The organism is Streptomyces sp. GL_140 (assembly GCF_057834465.1).
Genome location: NZ_CM174404.1, coordinates 242,817 through 256,594 on the forward strand (window position 1 = coordinate 242,817; position 13,778 = coordinate 256,594).

Here is a 13,778-nt window from a genome sequence, read left to right on the forward strand (position 1 = left end):
GGAGCCCTCGGTCTTGGCGGTCGTGCAAGGACCGCAGCCGCGGCCTCGCCGAGCGGTGGTCGAACGCCGAGGCGACGACCCAGGCACGCTGCAAGGTTCTGAGCGACATCACGTCCCGCCCCGGGTGCTCCGCACAGGTGGCGACAAGGAGCACATCCATCACAGCCATGGCACGTCGCGCTTCTCGCACACCGGGCCAAAGGGCACCCCGGCGGGCGCCATCCGAGTGGCCTGGAAGGCGCCGGCCCAAGGTCAGGTCACCCGGTCCTGCTCGTGTTGCGGGCCCTGCCCACGGAGCCGTGGCCGGAGTGTGTGGCAGTCGGGCGAACGCCGCGTGTGTCTCACACCAGGCATCAGCAGGCTCTGCTCGGGCAGGGTTTACCGGCCACGCCGAGCCCTGGAGGCACCTGTGACACAGATCCGGATCACCACATTCGACCTGGAGAACTTAGACGACACCGCCCCAGGCTTGAGTCCGTCACTGGCCGACCGCATCACCCCGATGAAACCGCAGATCACACGCCTGCGAGCGGACAGGGCCTGCTTCCAGGAAGTCCACGGCCAAGAACGCCCCGGAGAGCCTACGAGGGCGCCCACAGCGGCCCGGACGGAGGCGGGGCTGGCTGGCTGGCTGGCTGGCTGGCTGCGCTCGGTACACGGCGCCCTGATACAAGGTGGCCATGGCGGCTCTGCCCGGGGGCGCACCCTCTGTGCAGCGGCTGCGTCTCAGGCCGTTCGTCGCCGCTTCGCCCCACAGCTCCAGTTTCGCCGCGGCCACCGTCCCTCTTCCGGGCGCACCAGGACGAATCAGTCCCTTGAGCGATGTCACCTTGGGGTGGTTGAGGGCGTGCTGAAGGGCGTGCGTGGACTGCGGAGCCAGGACGCCGGGTCCACCGCGGCGGTCAGCGAACGGATCAGTTGCTCGCGTACCTCTGGCGGCAGGAGGTCCGAGCAAGGGGTGAGGGTGGAGGACCTGACGAAGCACCCCGCAACATGCGCCCGGTGTGTCCCGAAAAGAATAGATGTTGATCTGATGTAAACAATGATCGGATCGCCCCCCGGCGTCTCCCCCCAAAAGGAGTCAGACAATGAGGCCACTGCGCCACCCCCGCCAGGCCGCTACCCTGCTCGCCGCGCCCACGTTCGCACTCACATTCGCCGGGCTGGCCGCCACCCCCGCTCACGCCGCCACCATCAACGTCACCTGCTCCCCCGCCGCCCTTGTCCAGGCCATCACCACCGCCAACGGCACCCCCACCACCTCCGACACCCTCAACCTCGCGCGCGACTGCACCTACACCTACACCGAGCAGATCTCCGGCCCCGGCCAGGCCGCGCTTCCCCAGATCACCAGCCCCATCACCATCAACGGACGCAACGCCACCATCACCCGCGGCGACCACACCGACACCGAATTCCGCTTCTTCAACCTCCCCCCTGCCACCAGCGCGAACCTGACTCTCCGAGACCTGGCCCTCACCAACGGCAAAGCCGGAGGAGGCGCTCAGGGCGGGGCCATCCAGCTGGGATTCGACACCGTTGCTTCCCTTAGCAACGTCCGCCTCACAGGCAACACCTCCGGCAATGGAGGCGGCGCCATCAACAACAACAACGGAACGCTGCACGTCGTAAGTTCCTACTTCAACAGCAACAACACCGAAGCCGGCCACGGCGGTGCCATCCTGAGCAGCGGCGCCACACGCGTGGACCTCAGCGTCTTCACCAACAACTCCACCGGCCCCGTCACCGGTGGTAACGGCGGAGCCATCGCTCACAGCAGCATCTCTTCACCCTTCAGCCTGACCGCGAGCATCCTCACCGGCAACGAAGCACAAGGCCTGGGCGGCGCCATCCACAACAACAGTTCCTCCGCGACCATCACCAGCAGCCAGATCCACAGCAACAACGCCAGAACCGGCGGGGGCATCGCCAACTTCGGCACGCTCACCACCAACGTCCAAACCACCATCCGTAGCAACACTGCGAACTTCTCCGGTGGCGGCATCTACAACTTTGGAACGCTCAACACCCGCAACACCGTCATCGACGGGAACGCAGTCACTCAAGGAACCGGCGCCGGCATTCACAACCAGGGCGACGCAACGCTCAACGACTCCCGTGTCACACGCAATACCGCGGCCCACGCCCCCGCCGGTCTCCACAACAACGGCGGAACCGTCACCCTCAACCACACCACCATCACAAACAACAACCCCGGCAACTGCGATCCCTCAAACCCCGCTGCCGTTGGCTGTATTCAGTAGGTCGCTGGCTTTGAGCAGGTCTAGTGACAGCAAATGTGCATCGGTTCGGGAGGCGGTCCACCTGAACGACGTGCACAAAGCCAGTCCGCCCTGGGCGGCGACGGGCACCTCGTGGCCCGGTCCTTCGCTGGAGAGCTTGCCGAAGATCAGCCGGTAGAGGTCTCTGTCGAGCGGGGCCAGGACGGTGAAGTAGCCGCCGGCGGCCCGGGTGTGCTTGCTGACATACCCTGCCGGGGGAAGGAGACGTCCAGCGGTCTGCGGACTGTGCTGTGCCCGCCGTCGCACGCGACGAGGTAGCCGGCCCGGATGTCTCCGACGGTGACCCCGTCAGCGTCCGGCTCGACCGCCGTCACTTCGTACGCACGGAGCACGGGCACGCCCTGGTCGACGAGGCTCCGCTCGAGGAAAGCTTCCAGCCGGGCCTGCGGCGGCGAGTTGCGGTGAACCGCCAGATCCGCGCTCGCGTACGCGCGGGGAAAACTGACCCTGCCGGGGTTTCCCGGACCGGGCCAGCCAGTAGGTAGCGCTGCCGGCGCCTTCCGCAGAGTCCATCGCCATGATGCTGCGGTCCGTTCCCGCCCCGGACCGCCCACGGTCCACGAGCAGCTCAGGGTTGACGTTGAGGAGCTGCTCCCGGCCACGGAGCACCCGCACGACCTCCTCACGGTTTGAATATCCTGGCGTCAAGGCAGAGTCGGAACTACTCAGCCGATCTCCCCACCCGTCGGTGGCGCCTCCCGCTGGACCTGCCGTCCTGAGGCAACGACGTCGCGCATCTCCATCAAGAAGCGTCGCACCGTGGTCAGCTCCGCATCCTCGAAGGAACGCATGGCCGTGACCATGTTGTTGATCAGCGGCCCGAAGAATGACCAGCCCAAGGCCACAGCTTTGTCCTCCACCGTCAAGAGGACCCGGCGGCGGTCGTGGGTGTCCCGTTCACGGCTGACGAGACCCAGCCGCTCCAAGCGGTCGATCAGCGCGGTGGTGGAGGCCGAGTTCAACCCCAGCTGCCCGCCGATCCGACCCGGCGTGGTGGTGAGGCCCGCCCGGTCGTCGTCGAGCAGGTGGATCAGTGCCCGCAGGTCCGTGGGATGCAGCCCGTTGCCGTCGGCGAACTCGGCGCCGAAAAGGTCGAGTTCGACCGTGATGGCCCTCAACAGATGAACCAGATGAAGGGCCGGGTCCTGGTCATCCATGGGTTCCCTCCACGCTATTATCTCGATGGTCGAGAGAGTCGATGGTCGAATAATGTCACGGAGCAGCCATGGATGACGAAACGGCCTTCCACGCGGCGTACGACGCCGTCCTGCGCAAGTGGCCCGTGGACGTCCGAAGCATCGATGTGCCTTCCGCCTACGGCACCACACGAATCCACACCTGCGGCCCCGAGGACGCGACCCCGCTCCTCCTCCTGCCCGGTGGCGGAACCACCTCGACGGTATGGTTCGCCAACGTCGAGACCCTCAGCCGCTCCCATCGCGTATACGCGATCGACCTGATGGGGGACGTCGGGCGCACCATCCACGACGGGGCTCCACTACGCCGCACCGCAGACCTGATGTCCTGGATGGACTCGCTCTACGAGACCCTGATGCTCGACACAGCCCAGTTGTGCGGTCACTCATACGGAGCCTGGATCGCGCTGAACTACGCGTTGCACGCACCCCACCGGGTCACCAGGCTCGCACTGCTCGACCCCGTCAACTGTTTCGCCGGCATGAGTTCCCGCTACCTCTTGCGTGCCGTACCCATGCTGTTGAGGCATACCGCCGAGCGTCAACGACGTTTTCTCCTCTGGGAGACCGGGGACGTCCCCGGGGACCCCGCATGGCGAGACTTCCTGGACACCACCGCATCCGCCCGGCGATCGAGAGTCGTTGCAATGCGACGACCCAAGATGCAGGACCTGCAGGCCTGCACCGTTCCAACTCTGGTGGTCCTGGCCGAGCGCAGCCGCGCACACGACGCACGGCACGTCACCGCCAGAACCCGTCGGCTCCTCCCGCACGCGGCTCTCGCTACGCTGCCGGGTGCCACCCACCACTCCGTGCCGACCGAGCAGCCGGCCGAACTCAACCGCCTGCTGTCAGAGTTCCTGACCTGATCGCACCCATCCGTTCCCAGCCACTGCTTGAAACGGCACCGCACTGGGGGGAAGAGCACCCGCAGGGAGGGATGACCCTCCGCGGCCGAGAGACGCCAGGCCCGACCGGCCCGGATCAGGCCCGGCGTCGGGCGTCCGGCGTCCGACGTCCGGCCAGCTCGTGGGATTTTGGCGGCGATGAGCTCTGCGAAGCCGTCAGCCATGTCGGCCGCAGCGGCGCTGTCCGGCTTCCGCTCCCCCTGGTCCTGGAAGCAGGCGAGGAACTCGTCGGACAGGCCCAGACGCGGAAAACGCTGCAGAACCTCGGCACGGACGTCTGCCGGAACGTCGTCGTAGCCTTCACCGAGAATGTCCAGCGCGGTGGCGCGCGCCAGCAGGTGGCCTTCCACGTCCATCGCCGGATCGACTTCGGCCCACATGTGCCGACGGATGACCTCGCCCACGCGGGCCCGCCGGGCCGGCGACCAAACCGGCACCGGCGGTGAACACACCCAGGCGACGTGCCCGCCGGCGGCCTCGAACGAGATGCTGTGGTTTTCGAACTCGCTCACGAGCCCGATGTCGTGCAGCTGGTACGCCACATACAGCAGCTCCTGATCGAAATCGATCCCCTCAGCTGCGGCGAAGGCCGCCGACCTGCGCTGCCCGCGACCCGACCGAAGGCCGGGCATGCGCCACACCCGCCCCCCAGGGTCACAGGCCTCGCCCCACACCGCCTGCCGAAGACGACCAGGGGGCGGGTACCTATCCGTCCGACCGGGACCTACCCGTACGAACACAACCGCGACTGACAACGAAATCCGTAGCATCACGGATATCCAGAAGATGGTGTCATCTGATCTATGTACGCTCGACAACGCATTCGATAGCCTCACGCCATGTCCGAGCCCCTGACCCCCACGCCCCTTTCCGCCACCGAACGGACCCGTCACCGCCGCCTGCGCGAGCAGGGAAGGTCCGAGCGGGCCGAGCTGGACTCGGTACTCGCCGCCGGTTTTCTGTGCCACCTCGGGGTACAGGTGGAGGGCCGCACCATGGTCGTGCCCACGGTGTACGGCACGGACGGCCAGACGCTGTACTTCCACGGCTCGGCGGCCAGCCGCAGCCTGGTGGAGGCCCCGCAGAACACGGTGTGCCTGACCGTCACCCACGTCGATGGCCTCGTCCTGGCCCGATCGGTGTTCGAGCACGGCGTGAACTACCGCAGCGCCATGATCTACGGCGTACCGCGCATCGTCACCGACCCCGAAGAGAAACTCGCCGGACTGCGCTGCCTCACCGAGCACATCACCCCGGGCCAGTGGGACTACGCTCGCGGTCCCAACCGCAAGGAACTGGCAGCGACTTCCCTGCTCGCTCTCTCCCTCGACGAAGCCTCGGTCAAGGTCGCCGCCGGCCCGCCGCAGGACGGCGAAGGACCTGACGCCGGACTCGGTGTCTGGGCCGGCGTCCTCCCTCTCCACACCACCTGGGGCACACTGGAACCGGACCCCGCACTGCCACCGCACATCGCGGCCCCCGCACACCTCACCCGACGCCAGAACAGCCCCGCCGGCTGAAGCAGGGACAAAGCATCGATCATCGGTCGCTGACAGGTTCACTGAGCAACATCTCGCCTCGAGCGCGCACTGGTGGGCGACGGGCAACCCCGCAAGGATCGTCGGTATTCCTCCGGAGACCGAGCCGCTACTGCCTTCACTCAGCGGCCCCAGCAACAGTGCGCGTGCTGGGAAACCACCACCGCCTCCAACTCCACAGCCGGAGCCGGAGGCGTACCGGCCGCACGAACCGGAGCGCGAGGTGGGACGAGCCGCCACCCCGGCAGGGTGACGGCCTCCCATTGCTTACTCAGAGCCCCGGTAGCCAACCTCCAGGAGCAGAGGCTCGGATCACTTCCTGGCGGGCGGGGTCAGCAGCCGCCCGGGTGCGGGCCGTCCCAATCCTGACCGCCGTACCAGTGCTCGGTGCCCTTGCCCCAGGAACCGCAGCTGTTCACGATCGCCTGCGCGTGCCAGGTGTCCGGGTTCGCCGAATGGATGTCGACCGTGCCGGTGAATACGTCCTTGGTGGAGGTGGTCGCACCGCCGTACCCGACCTGGCCGCCGTAGGAGGAGATGACGTTGACGTCCACCCACGCGCCCGGGAACCTGTTCTGGAAGTCGCCTGACCACTGCCAGTGCGCCGACGCCCGGCCGGTACAGGTGTTGTACTGCTGCTCGACCTGGCCGGCGTACCACCCGGCGTACGTGACGTTGCCGGGCAGTCCGATGTTGATCACGCCGCAGCTGAGCGAGCCGCTCGACGCCATGACCGCGTCGGCGTATTCACGGTGACCGTTCGTCACCGTGTACCGCACCACGTCTCCGGACTTGCCCGGTGTTGTCTGCTCGGCCGCCGCCGGCCGGTGGAGAGCGGAGTCGTCCGGCTGGGCAGATGCCGTGCCGCTAGGGTGAGAACCGCAGCCGTAGCGACGACAGCAGCTGCAACGATGTTGCGCATGATTCCCCCGATCTGTCGGTGACCGGCCATGCGGTCGGTCGGTCTCGACGCTAGGTGCCGACTGTCCGCGTATCGCATGCCAAATCAGGTCAACCAACGCTCACATACCACTCCTGGTCATCGTGGGACCGACCCCGTGACCGAGCCATCCGCCAGCTCCCACCTGGCATTCGGCACCCGCCACGAGACCCGCACCACCCGAAGCTTCGACCGGATATCACGCAACCCGCAGAACCCACCGCATCGCCATCGGGCAGCCCACTGCCGCGGCCCCCGTCGCCTACCCTCCGGGGTCGACGATGCGGCGCATCGTCGACCAGCTGCGTACCGGGACGAAACCCTGTCGACCGGGGGCAGGAAGGGCAGCAAGCATCACCTGTTCACCGATGCGACTGGCATCCCGTGGCCGTCGTTCTGACCGGCGGCAACCGCAACGACGTCGCCCAGCTCGTTCTGCTGCTCGAAGCCGTGCCGCCCGTGCGGGGCAAGCAGGGCCGGCCCCTGCGACGCCCAGACATTGTGCTCGGTGACCGCGGCTACGACCACGATCCATGAAGATGCAGCAGACCCGGCGAGTTACGCCCCAGCACGCGGACCCGGAAGCTGTTGTCGCCATCCGAGAGACTGATCAAATCCACTGCGTACCCTCTGCTCCGCCCACCGGCATCTGTCAAGGCTCATGGTGGCCAACCAGACCCTCGGGCACCACCAGGTTGGCCCAGCTCCATTCTGTTAGGGGTTCTTAGGGCGTGCAGATCTTTAACTCGTAGCTTTCCACTCGGTGGTTCGTTGGTCTGGCATGAGCGGGTTGAAAGGGCAACGGGCCGTGCTGGCAGCCAAGTTCGCGGTGATTTTGCCGCATCTGGATGAGCGGCAGCGTCGCCTGCTGATAGGGGCGGAGGCCCAGTCTCTCGGCCATGGCGGGATCCGAGCGGTCGCTCGTGCCGCCAGTGTCCGTGAGGCCACGGTGTCTGCCGGAGTACGGGAACTCGGCTCCGGAGAGGCCCCCTTGGGACGCGTCCGCCGGCCCGGTGCCGGACGCAAACGCGTCGCCGAGCGGAACCCGGCTGTTCGGGAGGCACTTCTTGCGCTGGTCGAGCCCGACGTCCGCGGAGATCCCATGTCGCCGCTGCGCTGGACTACCAAATCCACGCGCAAGCTCGCTGAGCAGCTGACCCGACAGGGCCACAGGATCTCCGCGGACACGGTGGGCGACCTCCTGCGCGAGGAGGGCTTCAGCCTGCAGAGCAACGCCAAGACGCTGGAAGGCAAGCAGCACCCCGACCGGGACGCACAGTTCCAGTACCTCAACGAGCAGGCCCGCGGCCATCAGGACTGCGGGGCTCCTGTGATCAGCGTGGACACGAAGAAGAAGGAACTGGTCGGCCCATTCAAGAACAACGGCCGTGAGTGGGAGCCGAGAGGCGAGCCGGTGCGAGTCGACACCCACGACTTCCCCGACCGCGAGCTGGGCAGAGCAGTGCCCTACGGCATCTACGACGTCGCCGCGAACACCGGCTGGGTCAACGTGGGCACCGACCACGACACCGCCGCGTTCGCCGTCGAATCGATCCGCCGTTGGTGGAACGCCACCGGACGGGCCACCTACCCGACGGCCGGCCGACTGCTGATCACCGCCGACGCGGGCGGCTCCAACGGCTATCGCACCCGCACCTGGAAGACCGAACTTGCCAGGTTTGCTGCCGAGGCCGGCATGACGGTCACCGTCTGCCACCTGCCTCCCGGCACTTCCAAGTGGAACCGGATCGAGCACCGGCTGTTCTCCCACATCACCATGAACTGGCGTGGAAGGCCGCTGACCAGCCACGAAGTCATCGTCGAGAGCATCGCGGCGACCACGACCAAAACCGGCCTGACCGTGCACGCCGAACTCGACACCAACCCCTACCCCACCGGCATCCAGGTCAGCGACGACGAGATCGCCGCCCTGCCGATCACCCGGCACCGCTTCCACGGCGACTGGAACTACACCCTCCACCCCCAGCATCCGATGGACGCGGCGACGACCGAGAACACGTCAGTCCAGGCCCCGGCGAACAGACCGCCTCGCCTCACACGGTGTTCACTGCAGGACCCAGAACTGACCGGGATGACCCGCCAACAACTCAGCGAGCTCATCGCCACGCTGACTCCAGCGCTGGAACTTCAACGCGAGCAAGTGCTCCGAACACGTCGCGGTCACGAGCGTCTGATGGCCCCTGGCGCAGGTGCCAAAGCCAAGCTCACCCCAGCCGACCGGGTCCTGGCCACCGTGCTCCACCTGCGGAAACTCGCGACCATGGACCTACTCGGCCAACTCTTCGACGTCACCGCCATGACCATCAGCCGCGCGAAACAGGAGGTCCGACCACTCCTGGAAGCACACGGTCACCACATCACCCCCTCTACCGCCCGCCTTCGCACACCAGCCGACGTCGCAACGTTCCTCGCTCCCGACTCCACCCAGACCAAGGTCAAAACGACGAGTTAAAGATCTGCACGCCCTTAGACCATGGTCAGGAGGTGATCCGTGGGGCCGTAGTCGATCTTCCAGTCGGCATAGACCCCAACAGCGCCGTCCTTCTGGCACCGCAGCCCGACCGTCACCCAGCGGACCGACTCGTCGCCTGCCAGCGAGAACGCGACCGCGATCTCGAACTCCTCGCTCCCGCACGGGCAGCCGGCCTCGCCAGGATCCGCTTCCTCCCAGAACTCCTCGCTATCCGCGATGAACGCGCGGACGCCGCAACCAGCGCACACCCGCTCGGCTCCGCCCTCGACATCGTCAATGAGCACGAAGAACACGCGCCCGCCGCACCCGCCACAGATGGAGGGAACGATCTTCACCGGACGGCCGTCATCAGCGTTTCGGAGAAACACCGCGAGGTCCGCCGAGACACCCTCGCCAACCCGATCATCAGCATGCACAGGCACATCGTTCCAGACGCCCCAACCAGCACCCGACCACTATGACCAAAGAGATAGACACCTCACGCGTCCAACGCGTCAAGTCGTCGGTCTGGGCTCTTCGAACACGGCGCGGTCGTAGAGCCGGTGGTACCACTCATTGGCGTCCGGGGCCGGCTTGGCGTTGAGGACCGGATTTGGGCCGGTCTCGATGAGGTGCATGAGCGTCCAGGCGACCCCGTAGCAGTCGTCGGGACCGAAGCAGCTGACGAGGGCGGCTGCTTCCTCTTCAGTCACAGGCTTGATGATCGCTTCGAGCTGTGCGACGCGCCGCTCGATCTCTTCCTCCTCGGCGTCCCAGTCAGGCAGCGAGCCGTCGGCGACGAAGGTCTGGACTTCTGGTCTCATGCCCAGATCATCGGTGCTCCTGTGCGACCCGGACAAGGCTGCCTGGCAGGCCAGGCCACCTTCTCCACGAGACTCGGCGCGGTGGAGAAGGCCTCTCGCTCGCCGAACAGCTTGTGGTGCTGGAGGCAGTGGTGGAGCCGGCCGATCATGCGGTTGAACAGGTTCCGCAGAGCGGAGGCATGCCAGTCGCCGTGGTCATCGCGGCGCCTTCGGTAGTGCGCCTCGGCGCCGGGCGAGGAGGTCAGCGCGGCGAACGCCCAGAGGTATCCGGCGTGGTTGAGGCGGTCGTTCTTGACCCACCGGCGGGTGATCGCAGGCCTCTTCCCGGAGGCCCGGACAATGGGCGAAGAGTCGGCATACGCCTTCAGCCCGCGTGCGTCGGCGAAGCGTTCGCGGTGGTCGCCGATCTCGGCCAGGACCCGGGCACCGAGCCGGCTGCCGAGTCCGGGGAAGCTGAGAATGACCTCGGCGTCCTCGTGCTCAGCGAAGGACTCCTCGACGGCCCGTGAGAGGTTGTCGGCGGCCGTGCAGGTGGCGTCCAGTTGGAGGTCTTCAGGGCGGCCGTGATCTGCGTCCTGGTCAGTCGGGCTGCGACGGCCGGGGTCGGGGCGGCCTTGAGGAGTTCGCGGATCTCGGGCCGGCACAGACCGCTCTGCCAGGTCGCGGCAGCGGCCAGGGCCGCGGGGTAGCACTCCCCGAGCAGGGAACGGAGCTGGTTGGAAATCTGCTGCCGGTTCCAAGTCGCATCCTGCTGGGCCCGGGCCAGGACTGCGACGGCACGGGCCAATGGCGAACACCTGCCGCCTCCCGGTCCGCAGCACGGCGACAAGCAGGCCGCGGCTGGTCTCGATCGCGACAGGGATCGGGGTCTCTTCGGTGTCGCCGTATTCGGCGAGCAGCTCCAGCAGGGTCTTGTAGCCGGCCACGTCGTCGGTGATGTACCGTTTGGCCAGGAGCTGGCCGTTGTCGTCGACGAGGGCGACGTCGTGGGTCTTCTCCGCCCAGTCGATTCCGCAGTAGATCAAGGTGTTCCCTCCCCAGAGGTGCGGGTACATGCGCTGGTCACGAGCGCATGCGGGCCACGCAGCTACCTGATTCCATGCCTCAACCGCCAGGGCCGGGCCGCCACCTCACTAGCCGTTCGTGACACCAGCACACCCCACGGGCCTCGGTCCATGCGGGAGCTCGAACCGGCTCGGGCGTATCAAGAGGTCACCGCGGGGCGGGCTCGCACCAGCCCTTGCTCAGGCCGGCTGAACTGGCCGTTACTCAAAGTGCGGTCGGCGGGCAACTCGCTTGGCAGGCCAGGGCCCCTTGCACGGGGCTGGGTCAACAGGGTTGGCCCCCCGAGAGATGACGCGGTGGCACCAGTCGCACAGCACGGTCGCGCGGGCGCCGGCGTCCTCAAGAACCTTGGCCGCCTCATCTGTGACTTCGAGCCAGTTGGGTTCCGTGACTGCTACCGGCGCACTGTCGAGTAGAAGTTTGCTGTTCCAGAGACTGAGGCCAGTGATCGTCCGGATCGCACGGACCGCCTCCATCCTCCTGTCACCTGCCTCGGTCAACAGCACACGGAAACCCGGCTCTTCCACGCACCCTCCCCGACCACCCCCAAGCTATCCCGGCAAGTGAACCACTCACCGCGACGACTGCTTGGCATGGGCGCTTCACAAACAGGTACTACCCAAGTCCCCGGTCCGTCCTTTGGGCGGCCGGCGGGTGAAGCCCGCTTCGTCCTCGAAACAGGCATAGCCCCCGCCGACCGCCCCGGCCCCTCTACCTCCGCCACCTACGGGCTGACCCGAGCCGGTGGATCAGCCTGGTCGCGCCGAAACGCTGCAGCAGAGCTGGAGTTGACGGTTGGTCAGCCCCCGGCCCACGGGCGACGCCGGTCTAAGCCGACTTCCGGCTCAGCGGCCGCTCTACGTGTCGCCTGGAAGCGACTATCGGGTTCCCGACGCCCACTCCTCTTCAACGACATTCGCCCGGCAATCTATGGTGTAATGCGGATGCGAGAGAAGCCCGTGGGATTGGAAATATACGGCCGTGCGCTTCGCGGACTCAAGGATCTCACCCTGGCTGGTGCGCACTCGATAGAAAACATCATAGGCGATGATATTGAATAGCGGCCCCGGCTTGGCCTCGAACGCTCCGGAATCCGGCGAGACGGAGACCGTGTCACCGCCCCGCTCCTGTACGACCATCTGCGTGCCCTTCGGCAGATAATCCCACGTGTCCCACATGATGGTGCCCTGGTCAGGTGTGCAGAACGCAGAAACCTGCGGCGTCGCCAGCAGCGGGAGAGCGCCCTGAAGCTGCGACGGCATAGGCGGTTCTGCGCTGGCCCGCTCAAAGATCCCGATCAGTATTTCAGTCACCTGTGTAGCAATGAGAGCAGTATCCACCAACTCGCCCACCACAGGCACCACTTGTGCAATCACCAGCGCAGAGAGTATCACCGCATTGGTGACAACCGCTTCCGTATCATCGTTCTCAATGCCGTCGGCCAGGCCGAGCGCCGGACCGATCCCCGGAACAATGGCCGCGGCCGCGGTCACCTTGTCCAAAGTGGTGGCATTTTCACTCTTCAGCGTTTCCGAGAGACCCACAGCCCATGTGGCGACACCAAACGCGCCAGCTGCAACATGTCCACCACTCAGCTCACGAACCTTGGCATGAGCCAGCTTCGCCACTTCATGGGCCTCCGCCCGAGTCAGTCCATCAGCAGATCGGGAGGGCATTTTGGCCACGTGCTCCTGATCCTGGAGTACTTTGCCAATGGATTCCTTGGAATTTTTCTTTACATTATCCCAGTCAATCCCGGCGCAAGCCCTTGCCGCCCCAGCGGACCGCTTCCTGCGCATCACCGGCTCACACTGGAGTGAATTCATGACCTGGAAGGCCTGATCCACCCCCTTCGTCCCAGGCGAAAATTCCATCACCTTCTGGGCGGTCCCCCGTTCCGCCATGCTCCAAGGGACGATGATCTCGTTCCGGCCCGTTCCGTCATCCATCCTGAGGACGGTTCTCTTTTCCCCAAGGGCATCCATGAGCGGCTGCCCCTCTGGAACTCCGAGCTCATTCTTGATCTTCCCAAGGCGGCGCATTTCAAAGGCTTCCCTGGATTCATCAGCGTTTTGCTGAATAGAAACGGACGCCACGGTCACATCCAAGGGAAGAGTCACCTTCACGACTCCACCGGCAGACATGCCGTCCGTTCCTATGGTGTATTCCGCGGCGTGCTGCACCGACTCGCCGAGGTAAAACGCCTTCCACTCCGCGCTGTCGTTCCCGGCGGAGCCCGCAGGCCGCTTGATGCCGCCCGTAACCTTACTCATGTCGCCGGGCTTCACGCCGTGATACCCAGTGAGCGCAACCTGCTGCGTCAACACTACCTCCCCGCCCTCCACGGACGGGGCAGCCACGGCAGGGGTGGGGAATGTTTCCACCATCAAACCCAAGGCCAAGGCGGCGGAAATCGCCACCAGGGAAAACGATGCCAGGCGAACCCGGCGAGTGTTCTGCACTACTAATTCAGGCACTTACTATTCCAATTCATGGCAACTGCTTTACCAGTACAATATCTGGCGGCGTGT

At 66.1% G+C, this 13,778-nt stretch carries 12 protein-coding genes and 3 pseudogenes; 6 read left to right on the forward strand and 9 right to left on the reverse strand.

The annotated features are described in order from the left end of the window. Positions 1-1,088 precede the first annotated feature (1,088 nt). The gene (locus tag AC3IYJ_RS01225) at positions 1,089-2,264 is read left to right on the forward strand and encodes a hypothetical protein (RefSeq protein WP_489399464.1); all 1,176 of its coding nucleotides are present in this window, start codon (positions 1,089-1,091) and stop codon (positions 2,262-2,264) included. Between the two features lie 146 nt (positions 2,265-2,410). On the opposite strand, the gene AC3IYJ_RS01230 is transcribed toward AC3IYJ_RS01225, so the two are convergent. Together AC3IYJ_RS01230 and AC3IYJ_RS01235 are read right to left on the reverse strand one after the other, a co-directional pair. Beyond that, on the reverse strand, positions 2,411-2,929 hold the full coding sequence (locus AC3IYJ_RS01230) for an FAD-dependent monooxygenase (protein WP_489399465.1): 519 nt from the start codon (positions 2,927-2,929) through the stop codon (positions 2,411-2,413). A gap of 39 nt (positions 2,930-2,968) precedes the next feature. Next, positions 2,969-3,460, reverse strand: coding sequence for a MarR family winged helix-turn-helix transcriptional regulator (locus AC3IYJ_RS01235; RefSeq protein WP_489399466.1), 492 nt, complete (start codon positions 3,458-3,460; stop codon positions 2,969-2,971). A gap of 68 nt (positions 3,461-3,528) precedes the next feature. Here AC3IYJ_RS01235 and AC3IYJ_RS01240 point away from each other — a divergent pair, with 68 nt between their 5' ends. The 3 genes from AC3IYJ_RS01240 (at position 3,529) to AC3IYJ_RS01250 (ending at position 5,927) form a co-directional block, all read left to right on the forward strand. Next, the gene (locus tag AC3IYJ_RS01240; RefSeq protein ID WP_489399467.1) at positions 3,529-4,368 is read left to right on the forward strand and encodes an alpha/beta fold hydrolase; all 840 of its coding nucleotides are present in this window, start codon (positions 3,529-3,531) and stop codon (positions 4,366-4,368) included. A 71-nt stretch (positions 4,369-4,439) separates the two neighbouring features. Further along, entirely contained in the window at positions 4,440-4,853 is a 414-nt protein-coding gene (locus tag AC3IYJ_RS01245) for a hypothetical protein (RefSeq protein WP_489399468.1), read from the forward strand. 393 nt (positions 4,854-5,246) lie between these two features. Further along, entirely contained in the window at positions 5,247-5,927 is a 681-nt protein-coding gene (locus tag AC3IYJ_RS01250) for a pyridoxamine 5'-phosphate oxidase family protein (RefSeq protein ID WP_489399469.1), read from the forward strand. A gap of 350 nt (positions 5,928-6,277) precedes the next feature. Here the strand turns inward: AC3IYJ_RS01250 and AC3IYJ_RS01255 are convergent, their stop codons facing one another. Continuing rightward, positions 6,278-6,712 (reverse strand): hypothetical protein, encoded by a 435-nt coding sequence (locus tag AC3IYJ_RS01255; protein ID WP_489399470.1) that lies wholly within the window; start codon positions 6,710-6,712, stop codon positions 6,278-6,280. A 485-nt stretch (positions 6,713-7,197) separates the two neighbouring features. On the opposite strand from AC3IYJ_RS01255, the pseudogene AC3IYJ_RS01260 reads away from it, so the two are divergent. Both AC3IYJ_RS01260 and AC3IYJ_RS01265 read left to right on the forward strand, forming a co-directional pair. Then, positions 7,198-7,416 (forward strand): annotated as a pseudogene (locus AC3IYJ_RS01260) (transposase); the annotation flags it as partial. Between the two features lie 250 nt (positions 7,417-7,666). Continuing rightward, positions 7,667-9,358, forward strand: a complete 1,692-nt coding sequence (locus AC3IYJ_RS01265; protein WP_489399408.1) for an ISAzo13 family transposase — start codon at positions 7,667-7,669, stop codon at positions 9,356-9,358. A gap of 14 nt (positions 9,359-9,372) precedes the next feature. On the opposite strand, the gene AC3IYJ_RS01270 is transcribed toward AC3IYJ_RS01265, so the two are convergent. From AC3IYJ_RS01270 to AC3IYJ_RS01295, 6 genes and pseudogenes are all read right to left on the reverse strand, one after another. Next, entirely contained in the window at positions 9,373-9,795 is a 423-nt protein-coding gene (locus AC3IYJ_RS01270) for a hypothetical protein (protein WP_489399471.1), read from the reverse strand. A gap of 78 nt (positions 9,796-9,873) precedes the next feature. Beyond that, positions 9,874-10,182 (reverse strand): hypothetical protein, encoded by a 309-nt coding sequence (locus AC3IYJ_RS01275; RefSeq protein ID WP_489399472.1) that lies wholly within the window; start codon positions 10,180-10,182, stop codon positions 9,874-9,876. Continuing rightward, a pseudogene (locus tag AC3IYJ_RS01280) lies at positions 10,179-11,237 on the reverse strand (IS110 family transposase). The gene AC3IYJ_RS01275 and the pseudogene AC3IYJ_RS01280 overlap by 4 nt, the downstream one beginning before the upstream one ends. 210 nt (positions 11,238-11,447) lie before the next feature. Continuing rightward, complete coding sequence (locus AC3IYJ_RS01285) at positions 11,448-11,723, reverse strand: ribosomal protein L7/L12 (RefSeq protein ID WP_489402648.1); 276 nt, start codon at positions 11,721-11,723, stop codon at positions 11,448-11,450. Positions 11,724-11,852: 129 nt separating this feature from the next. Continuing rightward, a pseudogene (locus AC3IYJ_RS01290) lies at positions 11,853-11,968 on the reverse strand (IS630 family transposase); the annotation flags it as partial. 157 nt (positions 11,969-12,125) lie between these two features. Beyond that, entirely contained in the window at positions 12,126-13,667 is a 1,542-nt protein-coding gene (locus AC3IYJ_RS01295) for a hypothetical protein (RefSeq protein ID WP_489399473.1), read from the reverse strand. Positions 13,668-13,778: the final 111 nt, after the last annotated feature.